Consider the following 22,201-nt stretch of genomic DNA (forward strand, 5'->3'; position numbering starts at 1 on the left):
GCCATGCCCCCCTACGGGGTCACTGCCAAAACTGCCAAATTGAGAAAAGACAGTTTTGGCAGTACGGCCCGAGGGGTGCATGGGCGGAAATTCTCCCCACTCAATGTGTGGCAAGAGCCAAGGGCAAGGACTTCGGGTTAATCACGTAAAGGGTTTTCGGCTTCGTGCGGGTCGGCTCCTGCCAGCTCTCCAGGTGCCCCAGTTCCGTCAGCAGCTCCAGACCATCGGCCACGCGCTTTTGATCGGCCAGACCCGCCCAGCCCGGCCGCCATACGTCCCGACTCCCGAAGCCCTCCCGCTGCAAATCCCCCTTCGTGATCCGCTCCAGAATCCGCCGGGCCGTGTCCGCCTCTCCCGACTGAGCCACTCCGTAGCAGCGCCGGGCGTGTGTCTGCAGGTAGGTGCTCCAGTGCAGCGCCCGCAGCGTCGAAGCGAAGCCCACCGGGCCGCTATGTCCATCCGCCAGGTGAAAGACCAGAGCGAGCGCCGGGACCAGTTTGCGGTACTTGGCCAGGTGGCTCTCCAGCGCCGGAAACAGGTCGCCCGACCGTAGCCCGGCCTCGAAGTCGGTGCGCCAGTCGGTGAAGACTTCGAGGGCTTCCGGGGTGAAGCGCAGGAAGGGCGGGCCTTCTCCGTCTTCCTGCTCGGCTCCGCGGGCCAGTGGATCGAGGGCTTCGAGTTCATCGAACACAGCGAAGGCAGACGCCTTGGCCGGGCCGTCCGGGTAGCGGTCGACGTTCTTCCACTTCCCGCCGGTCTCAGGCCACACCAAGAGGCCGAAGCGGGCCAACATGCCGTCATCAGATGCACCACCTCGCATGGCCGCCCGCAGGTATTCGCCCAGGGGGCCGGGCTGGGCGCCGCCGATCACGCCCAGGCAGACGGCTGGAACGCGCCGATGCCCGCGGCCGATGCGGTCGAAGGTCCATCCGTCCTTACCGTTCCAGCCCGTCATGAGGAAGGCGCGCAGCTCGGCCGCGTCTTCCCGGTCGAGGCCGGCGAGCCAGCCGGGCAGCTCGTCACGCACCACCAGCAGGCCGCGGGGGTTCTCGATCAGCTTCTCGGCCAGGGCTTCGACGGTGGCCGATGCCACGGTGTAGCGGCGCAGGATCGGGGCTTCGTCCTGGTCGGGCGTGCAGAAGCTGGCCACGTCCACCAAGGCGTTCGGGTCTTTGCGTAGCGCCCGGGTAGCTTCGCCTTTGCGGGCTTCGGCTCGGGCCTTGGCAATCTCCGCCTCTGCCCGCCACTGACCTTGGGCTGCGGTCCATTCTTCCAGGGCACGGGCCTCCAGGCGCACCACCGGGGCCAAGGCCGCCATCATGGCCGGGCTTTTCATCATGCCGGGGCGGCCGACGATGCAGCCCCACAGGTTGGGAAACTCCTGCCAATCGCTCCAGGCCTGCGGACGGATAGCGCAGCGCCGGCCGATAAGGTTGCCGGCCGCGGCAACCATCGGTACGGCCACGAAGTCCGGCGGGCACTGCATGCGGTCGGCCACGTCCTGCACCCAGGGGCGCAGGCGATCCGGGAGCATGGCGTAATCGAAGGGGGCGACCGGCGCCAGCCCTTCCGGGAGCGACTGGGGATCTGGCCAGGAGGAAACCGGCCAGGTGCGCGGGTCGCCCACGGCCGGGGCCAAGGCGGCCCGCTCGTCACGGCTGGCCGGTTCGTAGGGTGGCGGGGCCTTCATGGCTGCACCTCCAGGCCGCGGGCTTCACTGACGATGAACTCCGCCGCCGGCATGTTGCCCTGGCGCAGCAGGATGAGGCGCTTCGGGCGGGCCGCCACCAGCTCGGCCAGCAGCAGGCGCAGGCGTTCCGCATCGGGCGCCGGCGGGGTCAGCACCAGCACCGACAGGGCCGCCAGGTAACGCCAGTCGAGGCGATCCGGACGGCTGGCCGGCGGGCAGCAGATGGCCAGCCCCAGGCCGGTAACCGGGCTGGCCGGCCAGCGGTCGAGATAGACCACCACCTGCCGCCGGGCGGGCACCAGATCACGGGCGCGGGCGTCGGCCAGTTCTCGGGCATGGGCGGGAAGGTGTCGGCCGGGAGAGCACCGCCAGGCCGGGGCTGGAGTGTCGGACCGTGGGGCACTCATGATGCAGACCTCCCGGATGCCTTGGCCAGGACGGCCGCCAGGGCATCGATAGCCCGGCCGCAAGCAACGGCGCGGGCCGGGATAGCCTCGGCCAGCACGCCAGCCGTGAGGAAGCCGGCATTGATCCAGCCGAAGACCTCGGCCGCCGCGGCGTACAACTCGGGCGCGGACTCGATCAAGGCTTCATTGGCGTCCGCCTGGTCAATGCCGACACCACCGGAGAAGACTTCGCAGATCGTTACCGTATCGAGGCCGGTACCGGCGGCAATGGTGCGATGCCCGACACGGCGCCAGGGGCCGGGCGTGAAGGTCGGCATGCTCATGGGGCCGCCCTTTCGCAGGATGAATCAAAGGAGCGTTCGTAATCCTCTTCATCCGCCAAGTCGGACAACGCATCCCAACCTTCCGCCACCGGCAACCGACCTTCAAACGGACGAGCAATCCAGCAGGCGAAGGCGTCCCAGAAACCGGCGGCCAGATCCCCGTTGCCGTGCTGCTCGAAGGCGCGCCGCAAGATCGGCAACGCTGTTGCCGCCCCAAAGGGAAGACTTTCCGGAATGCAGCGGTGCTGCGCATACTCAATCTCAAGCAATGCGGCCTGAAAGGCTCGCACACCCGCCTGATACGACGCGTGCAGGGTGTTCGCGGTTTGCGCCTCTGGCGCGGCTTGGTAAGCACGGGCATTCATACTGCCACCCCCTGCGCCATGCCCTGAGCGATCTGGGAGAGCTGGCGGATTTCGTCGAAGAGGGAGTTGCACGCCCACATGAAGTTTTCCTGCACATCGTCGGAGAGCATCCGGAAGGCCGTGCCCTGCTCGCCGTAAGTCATGGAGAGCAAAGCATCAAGGTGGCGCTGCCGGGCCGAAAGCTGGTCGGCAATCGCAATCGAGGAAACCCCATCGGCCAGGATGTACAACGGGTCCGGCGTAACCGGGAACGTCATCTGTGTGCTCATGCTGCAGCCCTCCAGGCGAAGGACAGGCGATAGGCGAGCACCGGGCCGGTGACGACGCGAAGTACGCGGTACAGATTCAGGGTACGGAGAGGGGAAGCGGGGGCGTGCAAACGTGTGCACGCCAAGGCGTGAATTGCCATGGTGTGATGCTCCTATGTCGCGGACTATTCCGCACCCCGCTGCTAAACGGGGGGCGGGCCAAAGCGGGGTTAGCAGACCGGGACATAGGAACCGGCAGCCCGTGAGGGCTCCCCACCCGGCCCGCCATTGATCGGGGCGCACCATGGGCGTTACGGACGTAAAAATAGCCGCTGGGCGGCTTGTGTCCGCCTATGTCGTTCGGGCTGCTAAACCCGGCCGCTGTTGTTTCAGCGACGAGCGGAGTATCGGCCCGGCATGGGGCGGGCGTCAAGCAGGACAGTGCAGACGTTTGCACGATCCACGGAAAACCGGGGGGTGATCGCTTGCGCCAATCAGCGCAGGGCGAGAGCCAAAGGGCTGGAAATGTTCCGACTGTTCCGGCTTAGTAAACAGAGAGTCGGAACAACTAGCCCCCTTCGAAAGCGGCGCCCCGCTTGGCTTTCCGGTTTCTGTTCCGACTGTTCCGACTGTTCCGACCTGTATTTTTACCCGCAGCCGTTTGGATATATGCCCACGGGCTTTTTCAGAAGCTCCCGGCGTGCATCTACCAACAGGCAGGCGGCGACAAATTGCCCTTCGTCTCAAAGCGGGCGCTCTGGTTGAGCCTGGCGACTCAGGCGGAGACATCTCTGGCCAGATATGAAAAATCGACAAACGGCCGTTCGTTGTTACTCCAGCACGCGTTCTTGTTACCCCCCCCTCCTCCTAAAAATCGCTCCATAAAAGTGGGGCTAACCGTCCGGTCCCAAGGGAAAAGGTGGCAGAGATTTGCCCCCCTACCCCATCCTTGAAGGGGGTACCCCCTGTTCATTACGCGGTGGTGCACAGAACAAGTACCGAGCGGTCTAAGGCCAATGCCGCCCCTACTTCCGACCACCCCCCTCATGCTCAAAAGCCGGGGTGAATCTTCCAGGTCGAGCAGCTCGCCCCACCATCGGGGGGCAACTGGCGGAGAGGATGCCCCGGCCCATAGGCTGGCGGCAGATCATCACGCCCTCCACAGTGGCCATCCGACAGGCCTGGGCGGCCAAGGTGGGCACACGTCCGGCAAGACGATTCGCAGGCTTTTTTATGCGGCGCAGATTGCCCTTCAACTCCACCCCCGACCGGCTCGACAAATGACGATGGATTGTTATTTTGGTGTTCTTCAACCCTTGGCCTTTCAAAAGGGGCCGGAACACCCGGAACAGCCGGAACAAAACCTCGAAACCCAATACCAGAAAGGGTTTCGACTGTTCCGGCCTTTTGTGAATTTTGGGGTTTGTTCCGGCCTGCTAGGTCGGAACAGGGCATTTTTGCCTCATTGATAGGCAGATTCAGGGCCGAATCTGCCACCAGTGCAGCCCAGTCAATCATAGTCGGCACCCCACCCGAGAACGTCCGGGTTTATGCAATACAGGCGGCTAGTTCCACCTGCTCCCGGCTCCCGTACTTTGATGGGAATATTCCTGCCGTCTTCACGCTCCAGCACCCCAGCCTTCAGCAACTCCTTGGCCACCTGTGCCGGGTCAAAGCCGTTGCACAGCTCCTGCTTGAAGACGGCCGGATAGATCAGGTATTCAAACACCTGGTCCTTCTCGTGAAGGGCGGCAGTCTCGGCCGTCGGACGCTTCCACCCGGCCCGGTTCATCGTCCGCGGGGCGTGGCTATCGACGACTGACGGCCGCCGCCAATCCTCCAGACGCGCCCCGGCATGGGCCTGAATCCACGCCTGCACCTGCTCCACCATCTTGCGGGGCTCCCGGTTCTCTTCACCGCCAAAGGCGTGTAGCCAGTCCTTGAACATGCGCATGCAGGCCCTCACCGCTTCGCCTTGTGGCCAGCCAGTAAGCCCCCATTCCGTGGCCTTCTCGCCGGCATAGGCCACCGCGGCAAAGCGGGTAGCGGCCCGGATCGCCTGCCCGCCGGCTTTCTCGGACAGGCCGTGCTTCTCGAAGCTGGTGCGCAGGGTTTCAAACTCGGCGGGCAGGGCCTCGCGGTGGGCGATCACACGGCGAATGAACTCCGGGTACGCCGTGCCGTAGTGCTTGCCGGCATTGCGTTGCAGGGTTTCAGAGAAGCGCGCGCCATCGGCCAGGCCGTGCAGGGCATCCCAGCAACCGAAGCCGGCGCCGGCATCGGCGGGCAACTCGCAGAAGCGCACCTCCTGGCCAGCGTAGGCGCGCTCCTGGTTCTCTTCGAGGAACTGGGTCAGGCCGATTTCCCCGTTTGACTGGAACAACAGGCTGAAGCTGGCGGTTTCCCGCAGACCGCCCGCCGCTTGGCCACGTCCCTTGCCTTGGCCGCTGGTCAGCATGTAGGCCGCCTGTGCCACGTCCTTCGGGTTGCCGGCCTGCTTGAGTTCATCGAGCAGCAAGGGGGCGTCACAGTGCCCGGCCGCCACGCCTTCAATGGCGGTGGCCGTCAGCAACCAGGTGCGGCGGTAGTTCGCCGGGCCGCACAGGCTCGCCGCCCCGTAGAGCAAAGCGGACTTGCCCAGGCTCGAACCACCGGCCCAATGGAAGCCGCCGGACACGTTGGGATGCAGCCAGCACAGGCCACCGGCGAAGCCCGCAGAGAGCGCGAACAGCAGCCGGCTATTGCCCACCGCCAGGGCGGCGACGTTGGCCCGCCAGTCTTCGAGGGTGCCTGCGGTCTTGAACTGGGCGTGGCCGCTGCCTTGCGCCTGGTGGAGCCACAGTTCCGCTCCTTCGGGCGCGAGCGGATCATGGTCACCACCCAGGACGAAGGACCAGCGGCCGGGCTCGGTGCAGTCATCGTGCCAGCCGATGCGGGACGTGAGCCGGGCACGGGCCGGCGGCCGGGAGCGGTTCACGTACATCTTGAGCAAGCCGCCCTTGTTGTCGCCAATGAACAGGCCTTGAGCGCGCAGCAGACGCGCCAGGGCGGCACCGTCGCCTTCGAGCATTTCGTCAGGGACGAGCACCCGGCGGCGCCGGCAGTCGTGATCGTTGAAGGTGGCCAGGCGTTGCCAGTTTTCGCCGCGGGCGTCACGCACCTGGTGCGTGACCTCCAGTGGGGCGCATACGAATTGCGCCACCTCGCCCCAGGTGTCGCCGCGCTTCTCGACCTTGAGCCGATAGACGCCCCGGCCTTCGTTGCCTTCGCGCAGCTCGAACACATCACCGCCCTGTGCAGGCGTCTGCACGCCATCTGCCTTGGTCTTCGGCTTCGAGCGGGAGCGCTTGGCAGGCTTGGTGGCATCGTCGAGAGGCGCAGCAGGGGCTGATTCCGGGGCGCTGGCGGGGTTTTGTGCTTCGGGTGGGGTTTCGGGTGCTGCCGGGGTCGAATCGTCGCAGACAAGGCCGGCTATCGCGTCCCGTGCGGCTTCGAGGATGCGGCGCAGCGCATCGAGGCCTTCGAGCGCGGCCAGGTCGTTGAAGTCGGTGGCGCCGTCCGGACGATCCGGGCCGAAGGCCGGCACCGCCACCACGCCACCGACTGTGCGGGCAGCGGCTTCGGCTTTGCTGCGGCCGGGGTTGCCGGCGGTGCGGTGATCGTCATCGGCGCAGATGATGAAGCGGGCGCCGGGATTCGCTTCACGCAGGGCACGAGCCACGGGTTCGAGGCTGCCGGCGTCGAAGGCCACCGCCACCGGCCAGCCGGTCGCCCGGTGAAGACTGGCGGCGGTGGCGTAGCCCTCAGCAATGCACAGCGGCACGCCGTCGGCCAGCTCGCCTATCAGGTGGAACTTGCCGGCCTTCTCGCCATGCGGCAGAAAGTCCTTATCGCGGCCGTCGATCTTCTCGGGGTAGATCGCCTGCAGGCTGTGCAGGGTGCCGGACGGGCTGCGCATGGGCACCAGCAACACGCCGGGAAGGCGGTTTTCTCGCCACTCTCCGGGGCGGGTCTCTTCCCACTTCGGCCAGGAGCCGACGCGTAGGCCAAAGGACGGCACGCCCTTGCGGTGTAGATAGGCGTGATCGTCCGGCGCTGGCTTGGCGCTGTTCCAGATCGCATGCGCTTTCTTGCGGGCCTTGTCTCGCTTGGCCTTGGCTTCGGCGTCGCGTTCGGCGCGCTGGGCTTCCATGCGGGCACGGTTGGCGGCTTCCTCTTCGGACGTGAGCTGGCGGCCAATGTCGGCCCGCCAGTTCTCCCAGTCGAGACCATCGCGGAAATTCTGGAAGCCCCCGGCCGGCACGCCATCCAGGTGCAGCAGATAAGCCCCGTCCTTCTTGCCGTGCGCACCCTCCCACAGCGGGCAGCGGTGCAGCTTGCCGTCTGCTTCGAGGTGGTCGGGCAGCAGGATGCCACGGGCTTCAGCGGCGGTGCGGAACTGGTCGAGGATCGAGGCGGTATCAATCATTCCATCAGCCCCTCGAACACGTCCGGCTTCATACGCTCGCCTTGAACGGCCTCCATGGCCATGCGGTGCAGATCGTCGTTTGAGAGCGCATCAAGGCGCGCATTCAGCACGTGAAGACGATTCGGCGCGGACAAGCCCAGATCGATGACCCGGTAAACGACCGAGAGCCGGCCGGTGTCCGTCATGCGATCCACACACGCCAAGGCGTGAAGCCATTGGCCGACAGGATCGAAGCTCCATTCCCCAGGAAAGGACGTGCCTGACACGCGAAACAGCTTGAGAGCAGCGAGGCCCAAGACTTCCCCGAGCAAATGCCCGATGCCGAATTCATCGACCGGAAATTCGTCGGGGAAATCTTCGGCGTTCGGGAGTTGAGCCAGGCCGCTGCAATCGGCGATGCCGATACGAAAGCGGAGCACGTTTTTCCAGCGAAAAAAGAGGCGGGCCGGGGTATCGCTGGTGAGAATGTCGTGATCCATCACCGGCCGCCTTTCTTCATGGCGCTGGCAATGCGGGCACGGTATTCGGACCAATTTTCTTTCGGTCGGGCTTCAATTCCCAGCTCCCGGCCCTTGGCCTGCGTTGCCGCTTCGCTGGATCGCCAGTCATCGGTCTGTGCAGACGCCTGCACGGCATGGCGCAGGCGCTCGACGGCAATCCAGATCGCCGCCAGGAAGAGCAGAACGGGGTGCGTCTCGGGAAAGGCCTTGCCGTAGATTGAGGAGAGCAAACCGCCGGCCTGGTGAAGATCATCGGCGAGAGAGGCCCCGGCAGTGGAGGCGGGCTTATTCGTGCTCATTGCCAGGCCTCGCCGCTCAGTGCTTTACGAAGCTCGGCAACACGCCAAGCCGTCACGCCCTCAGATAGCTTTCGCGGCGCAGGCAGGGTGCCTTTTTTCACACGACGCCAAACGGTGGCGGGCGAGCACGCAAAGAGAGCCGCCACGACGGGCAGGCGGACGTTTGCGGCGCCGGGCAATGCATCGAAGTTTTCGAGGGCGGCCGGAATTGATGCCGTGGCAGGCGTAGGAAACGCCTTGATGGCGTTATGGGGCGCTACTTTGATGCAGGTGTTTTGGGTTTTCATGCCATGTCCTTTTAAAGAGACACGGCAGGCGGTTAGGTGACATGCCGTGTCTTTGGTTGATGCGACACGGCAAGGCTAAAAAACTGGATTCCCGGTTTGTCGGAGACCGGGAAAACTAATCAGGTGATGGGATAAGTTTTTTTATGTCGCTTACCCTGTTCGAGAATGCTTTGAATGTTGTCGGCTCGCCCTTCCCCCTGGTGAATATCTCGCCCCCGTTTTCATCGTCCGTGATCTCTTCAACCACATCACCGCCTTGGTGTTTTTCTAATAGTTTCCAAAGCACTTTTGCCGAGGTGTCGCGTCCGTTCTCTATCAGGAGGTCGCGAACCAATGCATACAGCGGCGAGAGTCCCCGTTTGTTGCCGGTGAAGCGCTCGCCTTTTGCTGCACTGAGCTTCAGTGTTCCGGCCTTTAGCTCCAGGCTGATAACCCATGCATCCATCAGCAAGAGTTTAAGCGGGGAGAGATTCGCCCTCAGAACGGAGGGGCGGGCACAAATGAAAAGCAGAAAATCCAGCTCAGCAAGAATGTCTGACTGGTGTGAGTGGATGAGCCTTCGGGGCGGCTTGGTGTTCTTTGCTTCTAACGCGGCAAGCTTCTCGGATAGTTCTTTGACCTTCGTCCTAAATAGGCTCTTACTGCCCGAGACAAGATTGTCTAAACAGTACGAATCTTCCATATCCGGACCTGCCCATTCATTTTCGAGCGAGTCAAAGACATGCTCGCGCTCTCCAAAATCATCGAACACACTTGCGCCCCTTCGTGCGCCCTTCAAAAAGGTGCCGCGCCAGCGGGGCGAAGGTTTCCCCGTTTTCGGTTGGCCGACCTAGGCGCGGCGTACTGCTCGGATGATCTTCAAGTCATGCAGCGGTGTGCCCGTGTAACGGGATGACGTTCCCCCGTCCCACCTGGTCGAGGTAGTCGGCCCACTGCTGCATCATCTTGCGGCGCTCGGCCAAGTATTCAGCCTGGTGCGAGTAGGCCCCGAAAACTTCCTTCCGCTCCCGGTGCGCCAACTGACGGTCGATCACCTCTGGCCGCCATCCCAATTCGAGTAGTGCCCCCGTCGCGGTTGTCCGGAAGCCGGCCCCGGTGACTTCGTCGCCGGCATAACCCATTGCCCGCAAGGCGGTGTTGATTGTGCCGTCGCTCATCGGGCGTCTCGGGTCGTTACGGTTGGGAAAGACAAGGTCACGTTGGCCCGTCATCTCGTGAAGCTCCTTGAGCAAATCGACGGCCTGCGTCGAGAGCGCAACCGTGTGGGCCTCTTTCATCTTCATACCGACAAGCCCCCTACTCCGGTCCCGTTCCGCCGGCACAACCCATACGCCAGCTTGCAGATCAATTTCACTCCAGCTGGCGCCCCGCAGCTCACCAGGACGGAGGAAGGTCAGAGCGAGCAGGCGAATGGCGTTCTTGACCATCAGCGTGATGCGCACCGCGTCCAGACGGATGAAGAACTCCCGCAGCCCTGTTGGGTACAACGCGGCCCGGTGCTCTACCGAAGCAACCTTGAGGGCCTTGTGGAGACCCGTTACCGGATTGTTCTCGGCACGGCCGGTGGCAATGGCGTAGAGGAAGATATCGCCGGCCCGCTGCCGGACACGCTTCAAGGTTTCCAGGGCACCCCGGGCTTCAACCTTGCGGAGAACCGCCAGCATCTCGGCGGCACTGATCTCGGAGACCGGGCGATGCCCGAGAGCGGGAAACAGATCCTGCTCCAGGGAGGTGAGTACCTTGGCCGCGTAGGTGTCCAACCACTCTCCCCGCTTCTTCTCGTGCCACTCCCTGGCCACGATCTCAAACGACGCATCGGCGGCGACCTTCCGGGCGATCTTCTCTGCTCGACGGGTCTCACTGGGATCTTTCCCCGCATCCAGAAGCCGGCGAGCATCGTCCCGCTTCTGACGAGCCACCTTCAGGGGCACTTCTGGATAGACCCCGAGTGCCAGCAGTTTCTCCTTGCCGGCGAAACGGTATTTCAAGCGCCAGTAAAGGGCGCCGGGCTTGATTCCGACCAGCAGGAAGAGGCCCTTTTCATCTGCCAGCTTGTAGGGCTTTTCACCGGGCCGGGCCTTGCGAATCGCAGTATCTGTAAGGGCCATGGGGGAATTCGGGGGTATCTGTTTGGCCAAAAATCGGGGGTATCAAGAAAGCCCCCCGGATATACCCCCACAAACGATGCGATTGGAGGGTATCGCCTGATGCACGATGATACGCCCCAAAAACAAAAAAGCCCGCAATCGCGGGCTTCTTCGTATTCCTCTGCTACTTCCTGATACTGCTTGAGACCATAATTTGGTCCCCCCGACAGGAATCGAACCTGTATCTGGCGCTTAGGAGGCGCCCGTTCTATCCATTGAACTACGGAGAGAGGAAGCGCCGCATTCTATCCCGGCGGGGCCTGAAAATGCCATGTCCGATAGAGCCGAAGACGAAGAAAAAGCCGGCAAACCGCGCCGGCTCCTTCTTTATGCGAAGACTGCAGTGAATCAGTGCTTCACCACTTCGCCATTCTCGGCAACCTCTGCCGGCTTGGCGACGGCAGCGACTTCAGCGGCCGGCGTTTCGGGCAGGGCTTCGGGCATGCGCTCGAGGGCATGTTCAAGCACCTGGTCGATCCACTTGACCGGGATGATCTCCAGTGCGTTCTTCACGTTGTCCGGAATCTCGGTGAGATCCTTGACGTTCTCCTGGGGAATCAGCGCCCGCGTGATGCCACCGCGTACGGCGGCGAGCAGCTTTTCCTTCAGGCCGCCAATCGGCAACACTTCGCCGCGCAGGGTGATTTCGCCCGTCATGGCCACGTCGCAACGCACCGGAATGCCGGTCAGCACAGACACCAGACCCGTGCAGATGGCGATACCGGCGGACGGACCGTCCTTGGGAATCGCGCCTTCCGGCAAGTGGATGTGGATGTCGGCCTTCTGGTAGAAGTCCTCCGGAATGCCCAACGACTTGGAGCGGCGACGCACCACCGACAGCGCAGCCTGGATGGACTCCTGCATCACCTCGCCGAGCTTGCCGGTGGTGATGATCTTGCCCTTGCCCGGCAGCGAGACGGCCTCGACGGTGAGCAGTTCGCCACCGACTTCGGTCCACGCCAGACCAGTCACCTGACCAATCTGGTTTTCCTTCTCGGCCACACCGAACATGTACTTGCGCACGCCCAGGTACTTGTCGATGTTTTTGGCGTTCACCACCACCTTGGCGCGACGCTTGCCAAGGACGATGGCCTTCACCACCTTGCGGCAAACCTTCGACACTTCACGCTCGAGCCCGCGCACACCGGCTTCGCGGGTGTAGTAACGGACGATCTCGCGCAGCGCATCTTCGGTAACCGACAGCTCCTCGCGCTTGATTCCGTTGTTCTTCATCTGCTTGGTGACGAGGTAGCGCTGGGCGATGTTCACCTTCTCGTCTTCCGTGTAGCCCGACAGGCGGATGAGTTCCATCCGGTCCAGCAGCGGCGCAGGAATGTTGAGGGTGTTGGCCGTCGCCACGAACATCACGTCCGACAGGTCGTATTCCACTTCGATGTAGTGGTCGACGAAGGTCGAGTTCTGTTCCGGATCCAGCACTTCGAGCAGGGCCGACGACGGATCGCCGCGGAAGTCCTGACCCATCTTGTCCACCTCGTCGAGGAGGAACAAGGGGTTGCGCACGCCCACCTTGGACATGTTCTGCAGGATCTTGCCCGGCATGGAACCGATGTAGGTACGACGGTGGCCGCGAATCTCGGCTTCGTCACGCACACCACCAAGGCTCATGCGCACAAACTTGCGGTTCGTGGCACGCGCCACGGACTGGCCGAGGGAGGTCTTGCCGACACCCGGGGGGCCGACGAGGCACAGGATCGGCGCCTTCAGCTTGTCCACACGTTGTTGCACGGCAAGATATTCAAGGATGCGTTCCTTGACCTTCTCGAGACCGTAGTGCTCCTTGTCGAGGACCTTTTCGGCTTCGGCCAGGTCCTTGCTGATGCGCGACTTCTTCTTCCAGGGCAGGCCGACCAGAGTTTCGATGTAGTTACGCACCACGGTGGCTTCGGCGGACATGGGCGACATCAGGCGCAGCTTCTTCAGCTCGGCCTGGGCCTTGACCATGGCTTCCTTGGGCATGCCGGCAGCCTTGATCTTCTTGTCCATTTCCTCGAGGTCGGCGCCGTCTTCACCCTCGCCGAGTTCCTTCTGGATGGCCTTGACCTGCTCGTTGAGATAGTACTCGCGCTGGCTCTTCTCCATCTGGCGCTTGACGCGGCCACGGATACGCTTTTCCACCTGCAGGATGTCGAGTTCGGTTTCGAGCTGGTTGAGCAGGCGCTCAAGGCGCTCGCCCGGATCGAACATTTCGAGGATTTCCTGCTTTTGTTCGAGCTTCAGGGGCAGGTGGGCGGCAATGGTGTCGGCCAGCCGACCCGGCTCCTCGATGCCCGACAGGGAGCTGAGGATTTCCGGCGGGATCTTCTTGTTGAGCTTAACGTACTGGTCGAACTGGCTGATGATCGCCCGGCGCATGGCCTCGACTTCATTGTTCGGTGCTTCGACCGGCGGCAGCGGCTGGGCCTTGGCAACAAACAGGGTACGCAGGTCTTCGACCGACACCACACGGGCACGCTGTACGCCTTCGACCAGCACCTTGACGGTGCCATCGGGGAGCTTGAGCATCTGCAGGATGTTGGCGATACAACCGAGGTCGTAGAGGTCTTCCGCCGAAGGTTCGTCCTTGGCGGCAGACTTCTGGGCCACCAGCAGGATGCTCTTGCCGGCCTCCATGGCATTCTCGAGCGCCTTGATGGATTTCGGGCGACCCACAAACAGCGGGATCACCATGTGCGGGAACACCACCACGTCGCGCAGCGGCAGCAGCGGGAGTTCGATCTGTTCTTCGGGGAGGTCAAGCGTGCTCGACATGATTTTTCCTTTTAAGGCACTAAGGCCCCATATGGGGCCCTAGCGACATCAATTCAAGCAGTCCTGCGAAAAACTTCTGCTTGATGTCAGTTGGAGCCGGAGACCTTGGGCTGATCGGCGTAGATCAGGATCGGTTTGGTGCCGCCTTCGATCATGCCTTCGTCGATCACTACCTTGGACACATTTTCCATGGAAGGCAGTTCGTACATCGTATCCAGCAGCGTGCTTTCAAGAATCGAACGCAGGCCGCGGGCACCCGTCTTGCGCTTCAGGGCCTTGCGGGCAATTGCCTGCATGGCCGCCGGGCGCACTTCGAGTTCGACGCCTTCCATCGAAAACAGTTTCTGGTATTGCTTGATAAGTGCGTTTTTCGGCTCCACGAGGATCTGAATCAGCGCTTCCTCGTCGAGTTCCTGCAGCGTGGCGACCACCGGCAGACGACCGATGAGTTCGGGGATGAGACCGAACTTGATCAGATCACCCGGCTCCACTTCGCGCAGGGCTTCGGAAACATCCTTGTTCTCGCGGCTCTTCACCTCGGCGCCAAAACCAATGCCGAACTTCTCGGTACGGTTGCGGATCACCTTGTCGAGACCGTCGAATGCGCCGCCGCACACAAACAGGATGTTGGTGGTATCCACCTGCACGAAATCCTGGTTCGGGTGCTTGCGCCCGCCTTGCGGCGGCACCGATGCGATGGTGCCTTCGATGAGCTTCAGCAGCGCCTGCTGAACGCCTTCGCCAGACACGTCGCGGGTGATCGAAGGGTTGTCGGACTTGCGGGAAATCTTGTCGATTTCGTCGATGTACACAATCCCCTGCTGCGCCTTGTCGACGTCGTAGTCGCATTTCTGGAGCAGCTTCTGGATGATGTTCTCGACGTCCTCGCCCACGTAGCCAGCCTCGGTGAGGGTCGTTGCATCAGCCATCACGAAGGGCACATTGAGAAGGCGCGCCAGGGTCTGGGCCAGCAGCGTCTTGCCGGAGCCGGTGGGGCCGACCAGCAGGATGTTGCTCTTCGACAGCTCGACGTCGTCGTGGGTCTTCGACAGGTGACGCAGCCGCTTGTAGTGGTTGTACACCGCCACGGAGAGGATGCGCTTGGCCGGAGACTGACCGATTACGTACTGGTCGAGGATCGCACTGATTTCCTTGGGAGACGGCAGCTCGCCCTTGACGCCCTTGGCGCCACCGGTATCAGCAGTAATCTCATCGCGAATGATGTCGTTGCAAAGCTCGATGCACTCGTCGCAGATGAACACGGACGGACCCGCGATAAGCTTGCGGACCTCGTGTTGGCTCTTGCCGCAGAACGAGCAATACAGGAGCTTCTCTCCGCTCGTTTTTTTGTCCGCCATTACTGCCCTTTCTCTCTGTACTTGTCGCTAGCGAATGATCAAACCGTATCGGCGCGGCTGGTCAGGACCTTGTCGATCAGACCGTAACGGACGGCTTCTTCCGCAGACATGAAGTTGTCCCGGTCGGTATCCCGCTCGATGCTCTCGACCGGCTGGCCGGTATGCTTGGCCAGCATGCCGTTGAGCTTGGCGCGCAGGGAAAGGATTTCCCGGGCGTGGATCTCGATGTCCGAGGCCTGGCCCTGGAAACCACCCAGCGGCTGATGAATCATGACCCGGGAGTTGGGCAGGGAGAAGCGCTTGCCCTTCTCGCCCGCCGCCAGCAGGAAGGCGCCCATGCTGGCCGCCTGCCCGATGCACAGGGTGCTGACGTTCGGCTTGATGAACTGCATGGTGTCGTAGATCGCCATGCCGGCCGTCACCGAACCACCCGGGGAGTTGATGTAGAAGAAAATGTCCTTGTCCGGGTTCTCCGACTCAAGGAACAGGAACTGGGCGACGATCAAATTGGCGGTCACGTCATTGACGGGACCGACCAAAAACACCACCCGCTCCTTGAGCAGGCGCGAGTAGATGTCATAGGACCGCTCGCCGCGACCGCTCTGCTCGACCACCATCGGAATGAGGCCGAGGCCGACCGGATTCCAGTCACTTTGCGAATACGGGGGTGTCATGGGATTCATTTAACGTCGCTCTCCGCGGAATTAAGCCGCATTGCCCATCAGGTCGTCAAAAGAAGTGGGCTTGTCGGTCGTCTTGGCATTGCCAACAACCCACTCCACCACGTTGTCCTCGATCACCAGCGCTTCGGCCTGGGCCAGACGCTGGGGCTGCGAGTAGTACCAGCTCACGACTTCGCTCGGATCTTCGTAGCTTGCGGCGAAGTCTTCAATGATGGCGCGAATCTGCTCGGGCTTGGCGTGCAGCTCCTTGCCCTTCACCAGCTCGGACATGATCAGGCCGAGCTTGACGCGACGCACGGCCTGCTCGCCGAACCAGGCGGCCTCGATCGGCATGTCCTTGGTCTTCATGCCGCGTGCTTCGAAATCCTTCTTGGCGTTTTCGGCCAGTTGCTGCGATTCCTGCTCGACCAGCGCCTTCGGCACTTCGATCGGGTGGGCTTCGATCAGCACGTTCATGACGCGTTCCTTGACCTTGGCCTGAATGCGACGCTTCACTTCGCGTTCCAGGTTGGCCTTCACTTCTTCACGCATCTTTTCCACGTCGCCATCGGCAATGCCGAGGGTCTTGGCGAATTCGGCGTCGATTTCCGGCAGTTTGGGCTCTTCAACAGTCTTCAGGACCACGTCGAACTGGACGGTCTGGCCAGCCAGGTGACCCGCATGGTAATCAGCCGGGAAGGTCATGTCGAAAGTCTTGCTTTCGCCCACGTTCAGGCCCAGCACAGCGGTTTCGAAATCCTTGAGCATCTGGCCGCCGCCGATCACGAAGGCGAAGTCGGTTGCCTTGCCGCCGTCAAACTCGACACCGTCCTTGCGGCCGGTGAAGTCTACCGTCACGCGATCGCCATCCTGGACGGCGTGTTCGGCAGGCACAAAAGTGGTGCGTTGCTTGCGCAGCACGTCGAGGGTCTTGGCCACTTCGGCTTCGCCGACTTCCAGCTGGGGACGCTCGACTTCCTGGGCGCTCACGTCGGAAATCACGACTTCGGGGTAGACCTCGAAAACGGCGGTAAATTCCAGCACGTCGGTGCCGGTGGGCTCCTTCGGCTCGATGCTGGGGTAGCCAGCCACGCGCAGGTTCTGTGCACGGATCTGCTCACCAAGGGTCTTTTCGACGGCGGCGCCGATCGCTTCGGAACGGGCCTGCGGGCCATACGACTGGGCCACCATGCGGAACGGGACCTTGCCCGGGCGGAATCCCGGCATCTTGACGGTGCGAGCCATCTGCTTGAGACGAGCCTCAACGTCCTTGTCGATATCGGCCAGCGGCACGGACATGTCGATACGGCGCTCAAGCGCGCTCACGGTTACCTGGTTGCTCATGAAAATTCCCTGATCGGTCTTAACAAAAACGCCTCACAAACAGGACAGAAAACACAGAGCAAAACCTGTGCCTTCCCACTGCATCCGTCCATGAAGTCGTCGGAAAAACCTTTAGTCTAACACAGCCCCCGAATCCACTAGCAGAGCCCGCGCCAGCGCTAGGCTTTAAGCCCACAAGTGTGAAAAACTCCGCTCGTAACTGTGGAACTCCGCTCGCCTTTTAGCTATCACATGGAATGAAATAGCGTTACCTCCCTGCCTTCCCGACAAGGCAGCAGGCGTTACAAGCCTTTTGTACCCGCACAGACGATGGCGAACCCGGCGCCCGGCCCGGGTGCCCTGCCCCAGGAGAGATCAGATGAGTATCTTCACCAGCTTCCAGGCACGTTTCGAGTCGGCTCGGGAGGAGGAGATGTCAGTCCAGGAATATCTGGACCTGTGCAAGTCCGACCCCATCGCCTACGCCACTTCGGCCGAACGCATGCTGCAGGCCATCGGCGAGCCGGAACTCGTCGACACCCGCCTTGATCCGCGCCTGTCGCGCATTTTTTCCAACAAGATGATCAAGATCTATCCCGCCTTCCGGGATTTCTACGGAATGGAGGAAGCCATCGAGAACATCGTGTCGTATTTCCGACACGCCGCGCAGGGACTGGAGGAAAAGAAACAAATCCTCTACCTGCTCGGGCCGGTCGGCGGCGGCAAGAGTTCGCTGGCCGAGAAGCTGAAGACCCTGGTCGAGAAGATTCCGTTCTACGCCATCAAGGATTCACCGGTACACGAGTCGCCACTGGGCCTGTTCAGCGCGCTCGAGGACGGGGCCATTCTTGAAGACGACTACGGTATTCCCCAGCGCTACCTCAACACCATCATGAGCCCGTGGGCGGTCAAGCGCCTGCATGAATTCAACGGCGACATCACCAAGTTCCGCGTCGTCAAGCTGCGCCCGTCGGTGCTGCGCCAGATTGCCGTCGCCAAGACCGAACCGGGCGACGAGAACAACCAGGACATCTCCTCGCTGGTCGGCAAGATCGACATCCGCAAGCTCGAACAGTATTCGCAGGACGATCCGGACGCCTATTCCTACTCGGGCGGCCTGTGCCTGGCCAACCGGGGCCTGCTGGAGTTCGTCGAGATGTTCAAGGCGCCGATCAAGGTGCTCCACCCGTTGCTGACGGCTACCCAGGAAGGCAACTACAAGGGCACCGAAGGTTTCGGCGCAATCCCCTTCGATGGCATCGTGATGGCCCACTCCAACGAATCGGAATGGACCGCCTTCAAGAACAACCGCAACAACGAGGCCTTCCTCGACCGCATCTACACCGTCAAGGTGCCCTACTGCCTGCGCGTGTCGGACGAAGTGCGCATCTACGACAAGCTCCTCGCCCACAGCTCCCTGTCGCAGGCGCCCTGCGCCCCCGACACCCTGAAGATGATGGCCCAGTTCGCCGTGCTGTCGCGGGTCAAGGAGCCCGAGAACTCGAGCATCTTCTCGAAGATGCGTGTCTACGACGGCGAGAACCTGAAGGACACTGACCCGAAGGCCAAGAGCTACCAGGAATACCGCGACTACGCGGGCGTCGATGAAGGCATGACCGGGCTATCAACCCGCTTCGCCTTCAAGGTGCTGTCCAAGGTCTTCAACTTCGACCACCGGGAAGTGGCTGCCAATCCGGTGCACCTGATGTACGTGCTCGAGCAGCAGATTGCCCAGGAGCAATACCCGCCCGAGAACGAAGCCAGATACCTCGCCTTCATCAAGGAGTTCCTCGCCCCGCGTTACGCCGAGTTCATCGGCAAGGAAATCCAGACAGCCTACCTCGAGAGCTACAGCGAATACGGCCAGAACATCTTCGACCGTTACGTCACCTACGCCGACTTCTGGATCCAGGACCAGGAATACCGCGACCAGAACACCGGCGAAATCCTCGACCGCAACGCGCTCAACGACGAGCTCGAGAAGATCGAGAAGCCGGCCGGCATCAGCAACCCGAAGGATTTCCGCAACGAGGTGGTGAACTTCGTGCTGCGCGCCCGGGCCAAGAACAGCGGCAAGAACCCGAGCTGGACCAGCTACGAAAAACTGCGCGCGGTGATCGAGAAGAAGATGTTCTCCAACACCGAAGACCTGCTGCCGGTCATCAGCTTCAACGCCAAGGCCAGCGGCGACGACCAGAAGAAACACCAGAACTTCGTCAATCGCATGATCGAAAAGGGCTACACCGAGAAGCAGGTCCGCTTGCTGTGCGAGTGGTATTTGCGCGTTCGCAAGTCGTCATGAGCCTCTGCCGACCGGCCTGCCGCGCGGCAGGCCGATAGCGCACGCCATTATTTCGGGAGGCTCGCATGGTTCGTATCATCGACCGCCGCTTCGACAGCAAGAACAAGAGCACCGTCAACCGGCAGCGCTTCATGCGCCGCTTCAAGAACCAGATCCGCGAAGCGGTGGCCGACGCCATTTCCGGTCGCTCCATCAAGGATCTGGATAACGGCGAAAGCGTCTCCATTCCGTCAAAGGATTTATCGGAACCACAGTTTCATCATGGCAAGGGTGGCATCTGGGAAAACGTCTTCACCGGCAACGACCAGTTTTCATCCGGCGACCAGATCAACCGCCCTCCGGGCGGTGGAGGCAGTGGCTCGGGCAAAGGCAAGGCCAGCAAGGATGGCGAAGGTGAAGATGACTTCGTCTTCAACTTGTCCCGCGAGGAATTTCTCGACGTCTTTTTCGACGACCTGGCGCTGCCCAACCTGGTCAAGACGCAACTCGCCCGCATCCACGAGTACAAAAGTCAGCGCGCCGGCTTCACCAACGACGGCACGCCCGCCAACATCAACGTGGTGCGCTCCCTGCGCGGTGCGCTGGGACGTCGTCTGGCCCTGGCTTCGCCCTACAGCGGCAAGCTGCGCGAACTGCAAAAGCAGCTCGAGGAACTCCTCGAAACCCGCCCCAACGACGATCCGGAAGTACTCAAGCTGAAGGACGAGATCGGCATCCTGCGCGCCAAGATCGACGCCATCCCCTTCATCGACACTTTCGATCTGCGCTTCAACAACCGCATCAAGGTGCCCAAGCCGACCACCCAGGCCGTGATGTTCTGCATCATGGACGTCTCCGGCTCCATGGACGAGGGCAAGAAAGCCACCGCCAAGCGCTTCTTCATGCTGCTTTATCTCTTCCTGACCCGTACCTACGAGCACATCGAGGTGGTCTTCATCCGCCACCACACGGTAGCCAAGGAAGTGAACGAAGAGGATTTCTTCCATTCCCGGGAGTCCGGCGGCACGGTGGTATCGAGCGCCCTGGACCTGATGAAGGAGGTCCTTCAGCAGCGCTACCTCAATGGCGCCTGGAACATCTACGGCGCCCAGGCCTCCGACGGTGACAACTGGGAGAACGACTCCCCCCACTGCCGCGAGCTGCTCGCCGAATCGATCCTGCCCTTCCTGCAATATTTCGCCTACATCGAGATCACCCCGGGCGAACCCCAGAACCTGTGGCGCGAGTACGAAAAGCTGCTCGGCGCCCACGCCAACTTCGCCATGCAACACATTGAAGGCCTGCCGGATATCTACCCGGTGTTCCGGGAACTCTTTAAAAAGAGGCTCTGATGAGCGCGAAAAGACCAAAGCGGAAACAGCCTCTGCCCTCCCCCGGCGAATGGACATTCGAGTTGATCGAGGCCTACCACCTCGAAATCGACAGAGTGGCCCGCGAGTACGGGCTGGACACCTACCCCAACCAGATCGAGCTGATTACTTCCGAGCAGATGATGGACGCCTACTCCTCGGTAGGCATGCCGGTGAACTACCACCACTGGTCGTTCGGCAAGAGCTTCATGCACACCGAAAAGGGCTACCGCCGCGGCCAGATGGGCCTCGCCTACGAGATCGTCATCAACTCCAACCCCTGCATCGCTTACCTCATGGAAGAAAACACCATGACGATGCAGGCCCTGGTGATCGCCCACGCGGCCTACGGCCACAACAGCTTCTTCAAGGGCAACTACCTCTTCAAGCAATGGACCAACGCCGACGCCATCGTCGACTACCTGATCTTTGCCCGTAACTACCTGAGCGAATGCGAGGAGCGCTACGGCGAAGAAGAAGTCGAGTTGCTGCTCGACTCCTGTCACGCCCTGATGAACGTCGGTGTCGACCGCTACAAGCGCCCGGCCAAGCTGTCCCTCAACAAGGAACTGACCCGCCAGCGGGAACGCGCCGAATACCTGCAGAGCCAGGTCAACGACCTGTGGCGCACCCTGCCCGCCCATCAGGCAAAGACCCAAACCTTTGAAGAGAAGCGCTTTCCGTCCGAGCCCCAGGAGAACCTGCTCTACTTCATCGAGAAAAATGCCCCGTTGCTGGAACCCTGGCAACGCGAAGTCGTGCGCATCGTCCGCAAGATCGGTCAGTATTTCTTCCCCCAGCGCCAGACCCAGGTCATGAACGAAGGCTGGGCCACCTACTGGCACTACACCCTCCTCAACACGCTCTACGACGAGGGCTTACTCACCGACAGCTTCATGATGGAGTTCCTGCACTCCCACACCAATGTCGTCTACCAGCCCAGCTACAACGAGCCCTGGTACCGCGGCCTCAACCCCTACGCGCTGGGCTTCGCCATGTGGCAGGACATCCGCCGCATCTGCGAGCACCCCACCGACGAAGACCGCCACTGGTTTCCCGACATCGCCGGCAGCAACTGGCGGGAAACCTTCGACTTCGCCATGCGCAACTTCAAGGACGAAAGCTTCGTCGCCCAGTTCCTGTCACCCAAGGTGATGCGCGATTTCCGTCTCTTCGCCATCCTCGACGACGACAAGGAATCAAAGCTCAAAGTCTCGGCGATCCATGACGAAGCCGGCTATCGCCGGGTACGCGAGATTCTCTCCGACAACTACAACCTGGGCAGCCGGGAGCCCAACCTGCAAGTCTGGAATGTAGACCTGCGCGGCGACCGTTCCCTCACGCTGCGCCACCAGGCTTACCTGCGCCGTCCACTGAACGGCGATGCGGAAGAAGTCGTCAAGCACGTGGCGCGTTTGTGGGGCTTTGTCGTACGGATGGAAGTCGCCCACGAAGATGGTCGCGTCGAAGTGCTGCACGAATGCCGACGCGACCGACGCAAAAGCGACGGCCACTAGGGCAGGCATCTGAACGATGCTCATGGGGGAACCCGGCCGTGCAGGAGGAGCATGGAGCCGGCTTCCGAAACAGCCAACGGCAGAAAACCCTGCCAAATCGCGCCAGACTCACTGCCAAAATCCTGCCAAACCGCTGCCACTCATTGAGCCCCAGAGAATTTTTATCTTCGCGAAAAAATCAAACCAT

Annotated in this window: 19 protein-coding genes and 1 tRNA gene; 3 read left to right on the top strand and 17 right to left on the bottom strand. The window is 61.9% G+C overall.

What is annotated here, in order from left to right:
• Window positions 1-100: 100 nt before the first annotated feature.
• The 17 genes from ETQ85_RS12755 to tig form a co-directional block, all read right to left on the bottom strand.
• Window positions 101-1,690, bottom strand: coding sequence for a YfjI family protein (locus ETQ85_RS12755; protein WP_148579455.1), 1,590 nt, complete (start codon window positions 1,688-1,690; stop codon window positions 101-103).
• On the bottom strand, window positions 1,687-2,097 hold the full coding sequence (locus ETQ85_RS12760) for a hypothetical protein (RefSeq protein WP_148579456.1): 411 nt from the start codon (window positions 2,095-2,097) through the stop codon (window positions 1,687-1,689). The genes ETQ85_RS12755 and ETQ85_RS12760 overlap by 4 nt, the downstream gene beginning before the upstream one ends.
• Window positions 2,094-2,420: a hypothetical protein gene (locus tag ETQ85_RS12765; protein WP_148579457.1), complete on the bottom strand. Its 327-nt coding sequence runs from the start codon at window positions 2,418-2,420 to the stop codon at window positions 2,094-2,096. Before ETQ85_RS12765 ends, ETQ85_RS12760 begins: the two co-directional genes overlap by 4 nt.
• A complete protein-coding gene (locus ETQ85_RS12770) occupies window positions 2,417-2,785 on the bottom strand; it encodes a hypothetical protein (RefSeq protein WP_148579458.1) in 369 nt (122 codons plus the stop codon). The genes ETQ85_RS12765 and ETQ85_RS12770 overlap by 4 nt, the downstream gene beginning before the upstream one ends.
• Window positions 2,782-3,054 (bottom strand): hypothetical protein, encoded by a 273-nt coding sequence (locus tag ETQ85_RS12775; protein WP_148579459.1) that lies wholly within the window; start codon window positions 3,052-3,054, stop codon window positions 2,782-2,784. The genes ETQ85_RS12770 and ETQ85_RS12775 overlap by 4 nt, the downstream gene beginning before the upstream one ends.
• On the bottom strand, window positions 3,051-3,194 hold the full coding sequence (locus ETQ85_RS26240; protein WP_187394698.1) for a hypothetical protein: 144 nt from the start codon (window positions 3,192-3,194) through the stop codon (window positions 3,051-3,053). Before ETQ85_RS26240 ends, ETQ85_RS12775 begins: the two co-directional genes overlap by 4 nt.
• Window positions 3,195-4,543: 1,349 nt before the next feature.
• Window positions 4,544-7,501, bottom strand: a complete 2,958-nt coding sequence (locus tag ETQ85_RS12780; protein WP_148579460.1) for a DUF927 domain-containing protein — start codon at window positions 7,499-7,501, stop codon at window positions 4,544-4,546.
• The gene (locus ETQ85_RS12785) at window positions 7,498-7,980 is read right to left on the bottom strand and encodes a hypothetical protein (protein ID WP_148579461.1); all 483 of its coding nucleotides are present in this window, start codon (window positions 7,978-7,980) and stop codon (window positions 7,498-7,500) included. Before ETQ85_RS12785 ends, ETQ85_RS12780 begins: the two co-directional genes overlap by 4 nt.
• Complete coding sequence (locus tag ETQ85_RS12790) at window positions 7,980-8,300, bottom strand: hypothetical protein (protein WP_148579462.1); 321 nt, start codon at window positions 8,298-8,300, stop codon at window positions 7,980-7,982. The genes ETQ85_RS12785 and ETQ85_RS12790 overlap by 1 nt, the downstream gene beginning before the upstream one ends.
• Window positions 8,297-8,587 (bottom strand): helix-turn-helix transcriptional regulator, encoded by a 291-nt coding sequence (locus tag ETQ85_RS12795; RefSeq protein ID WP_148579463.1) that lies wholly within the window; start codon window positions 8,585-8,587, stop codon window positions 8,297-8,299. Before ETQ85_RS12795 ends, ETQ85_RS12790 begins: the two co-directional genes overlap by 4 nt.
• A 115-nt stretch (window positions 8,588-8,702) precedes the next feature.
• A complete protein-coding gene (locus ETQ85_RS12800) occupies window positions 8,703-9,338 on the bottom strand; it encodes a hypothetical protein (protein WP_148579464.1) in 636 nt (211 codons plus the stop codon).
• Between the two features lie 112 nt (window positions 9,339-9,450).
• Window positions 9,451-10,695: a tyrosine-type recombinase/integrase gene (locus tag ETQ85_RS12805; protein ID WP_148579465.1), complete on the bottom strand. Its 1,245-nt coding sequence runs from the start codon at window positions 10,693-10,695 to the stop codon at window positions 9,451-9,453.
• Between the two features lie 194 nt (window positions 10,696-10,889).
• Window positions 10,890-10,964 (bottom strand) — tRNA-Arg (locus ETQ85_RS12810).
• A gap of 118 nt (window positions 10,965-11,082) precedes the next feature.
• Window positions 11,083-13,503 (bottom strand): endopeptidase La, encoded by a 2,421-nt coding sequence (lon, locus tag ETQ85_RS12815; RefSeq protein WP_148579466.1) that lies wholly within the window; start codon window positions 13,501-13,503, stop codon window positions 11,083-11,085.
• Window positions 13,504-13,589: 86 nt separating this feature from the next.
• On the bottom strand, window positions 13,590-14,861 hold the full coding sequence (gene clpX, locus ETQ85_RS12820) for an ATP-dependent Clp protease ATP-binding subunit ClpX (RefSeq protein ID WP_148579467.1): 1,272 nt from the start codon (window positions 14,859-14,861) through the stop codon (window positions 13,590-13,592).
• A gap of 38 nt (window positions 14,862-14,899) precedes the next feature.
• Window positions 14,900-15,544, bottom strand: a complete 645-nt coding sequence (clpP, locus tag ETQ85_RS12825; RefSeq protein ID WP_148579468.1) for an ATP-dependent Clp endopeptidase proteolytic subunit ClpP — start codon at window positions 15,542-15,544, stop codon at window positions 14,900-14,902.
• 21 nt (window positions 15,545-15,565) lie between these two features.
• Window positions 15,566-16,867: a trigger factor gene (gene tig, locus ETQ85_RS12830; RefSeq protein ID WP_148579469.1), complete on the bottom strand. Its 1,302-nt coding sequence runs from the start codon at window positions 16,865-16,867 to the stop codon at window positions 15,566-15,568.
• Between the two features lie 358 nt (window positions 16,868-17,225).
• Between tig and ETQ85_RS12835 the strand changes: the two genes are divergently transcribed.
• The 3 genes from ETQ85_RS12835 (at window position 17,226) to ETQ85_RS12845 (ending at window position 22,014) form a co-directional block, all read left to right on the top strand.
• The gene (locus tag ETQ85_RS12835) at window positions 17,226-19,148 is read left to right on the top strand and encodes a PrkA family serine protein kinase (RefSeq protein WP_148579470.1); all 1,923 of its coding nucleotides are present in this window, start codon (window positions 17,226-17,228) and stop codon (window positions 19,146-19,148) included.
• Between the two features lie 65 nt (window positions 19,149-19,213).
• On the top strand, window positions 19,214-20,479 hold the full coding sequence (locus tag ETQ85_RS12840; RefSeq protein WP_148579471.1) for a YeaH/YhbH family protein: 1,266 nt from the start codon (window positions 19,214-19,216) through the stop codon (window positions 20,477-20,479).
• Entirely contained in the window at window positions 20,479-22,014 is a 1,536-nt protein-coding gene (locus ETQ85_RS12845) for a SpoVR family protein (RefSeq protein WP_148579472.1), read from the top strand. The genes ETQ85_RS12840 and ETQ85_RS12845 overlap by 1 nt, the downstream gene beginning before the upstream one ends.
• Window positions 22,015-22,201 lie beyond the last annotated feature (187 nt).

The organism is Zoogloea oleivorans, from assembly GCF_008107625.1.
Lineage (GTDB): Bacteria > Pseudomonadota > Gammaproteobacteria > Burkholderiales > Rhodocyclaceae > Zoogloea > Zoogloea oleivorans.

Coding starts and splice junctions, on each gene's coding strand:
- ETQ85_RS12780 (WP_148579460.1), bottom strand. CDS start 7,501: ATGATTGATACCGCCTCGATCCTCGACCAGTTCCGCACCGCCGCTGAA.
- ETQ85_RS12835 (WP_148579470.1), top strand. CDS start 17,226: ATGAGTATCTTCACCAGCTTCCAGGCACGTTTCGAGTCGGCTCGGGAG.
- ETQ85_RS12795 (WP_148579463.1), bottom strand. CDS start 8,587: ATGAAAACCCAAAACACCTGCATCAAAGTAGCGCCCCATAACGCCATC.
- ETQ85_RS12845 (WP_148579472.1), top strand. CDS start 20,479: ATGAGCGCGAAAAGACCAAAGCGGAAACAGCCTCTGCCCTCCCCCGGC.
- ETQ85_RS12755 (WP_148579455.1), bottom strand. CDS start 1,690: ATGAAGGCCCCGCCACCCTACGAACCGGCCAGCCGTGACGAGCGGGCC.
- clpP (WP_148579468.1), bottom strand. CDS start 15,544: ATGAATCCCATGACACCCCCGTATTCGCAAAGTGACTGGAATCCGGTC.
- ETQ85_RS12765 (WP_148579457.1), bottom strand. CDS start 2,420: ATGAGCATGCCGACCTTCACGCCCGGCCCCTGGCGCCGTGTCGGGCAT.
- ETQ85_RS12805 (WP_148579465.1), bottom strand. CDS start 10,695: ATGGCCCTTACAGATACTGCGATTCGCAAGGCCCGGCCCGGTGAAAAG.
- ETQ85_RS12760 (WP_148579456.1), bottom strand. CDS start 2,097: ATGAGTGCCCCACGGTCCGACACTCCAGCCCCGGCCTGGCGGTGCTCT.
- ETQ85_RS12840 (WP_148579471.1), top strand. CDS start 19,214: ATGGTTCGTATCATCGACCGCCGCTTCGACAGCAAGAACAAGAGCACC.
- ETQ85_RS26240 (WP_187394698.1), bottom strand. CDS start 3,194: ATGGCAATTCACGCCTTGGCGTGCACACGTTTGCACGCCCCCGCTTCC.
- ETQ85_RS12790 (WP_148579462.1), bottom strand. CDS start 8,300: ATGAGCACGAATAAGCCCGCCTCCACTGCCGGGGCCTCTCTCGCCGAT.
- clpX (WP_148579467.1), bottom strand. CDS start 14,861: ATGGCGGACAAAAAAACGAGCGGAGAGAAGCTCCTGTATTGCTCGTTC.
- lon (WP_148579466.1), bottom strand. CDS start 13,503: ATGTCGAGCACGCTTGACCTCCCCGAAGAACAGATCGAACTCCCGCTG.
- ETQ85_RS12785 (WP_148579461.1), bottom strand. CDS start 7,980: ATGGATCACGACATTCTCACCAGCGATACCCCGGCCCGCCTCTTTTTT.
- ETQ85_RS12775 (WP_148579459.1), bottom strand. CDS start 3,054: ATGAGCACACAGATGACGTTCCCGGTTACGCCGGACCCGTTGTACATC.
- tig (WP_148579469.1), bottom strand. CDS start 16,867: ATGAGCAACCAGGTAACCGTGAGCGCGCTTGAGCGCCGTATCGACATG.
- ETQ85_RS12770 (WP_148579458.1), bottom strand. CDS start 2,785: ATGAATGCCCGTGCTTACCAAGCCGCGCCAGAGGCGCAAACCGCGAAC.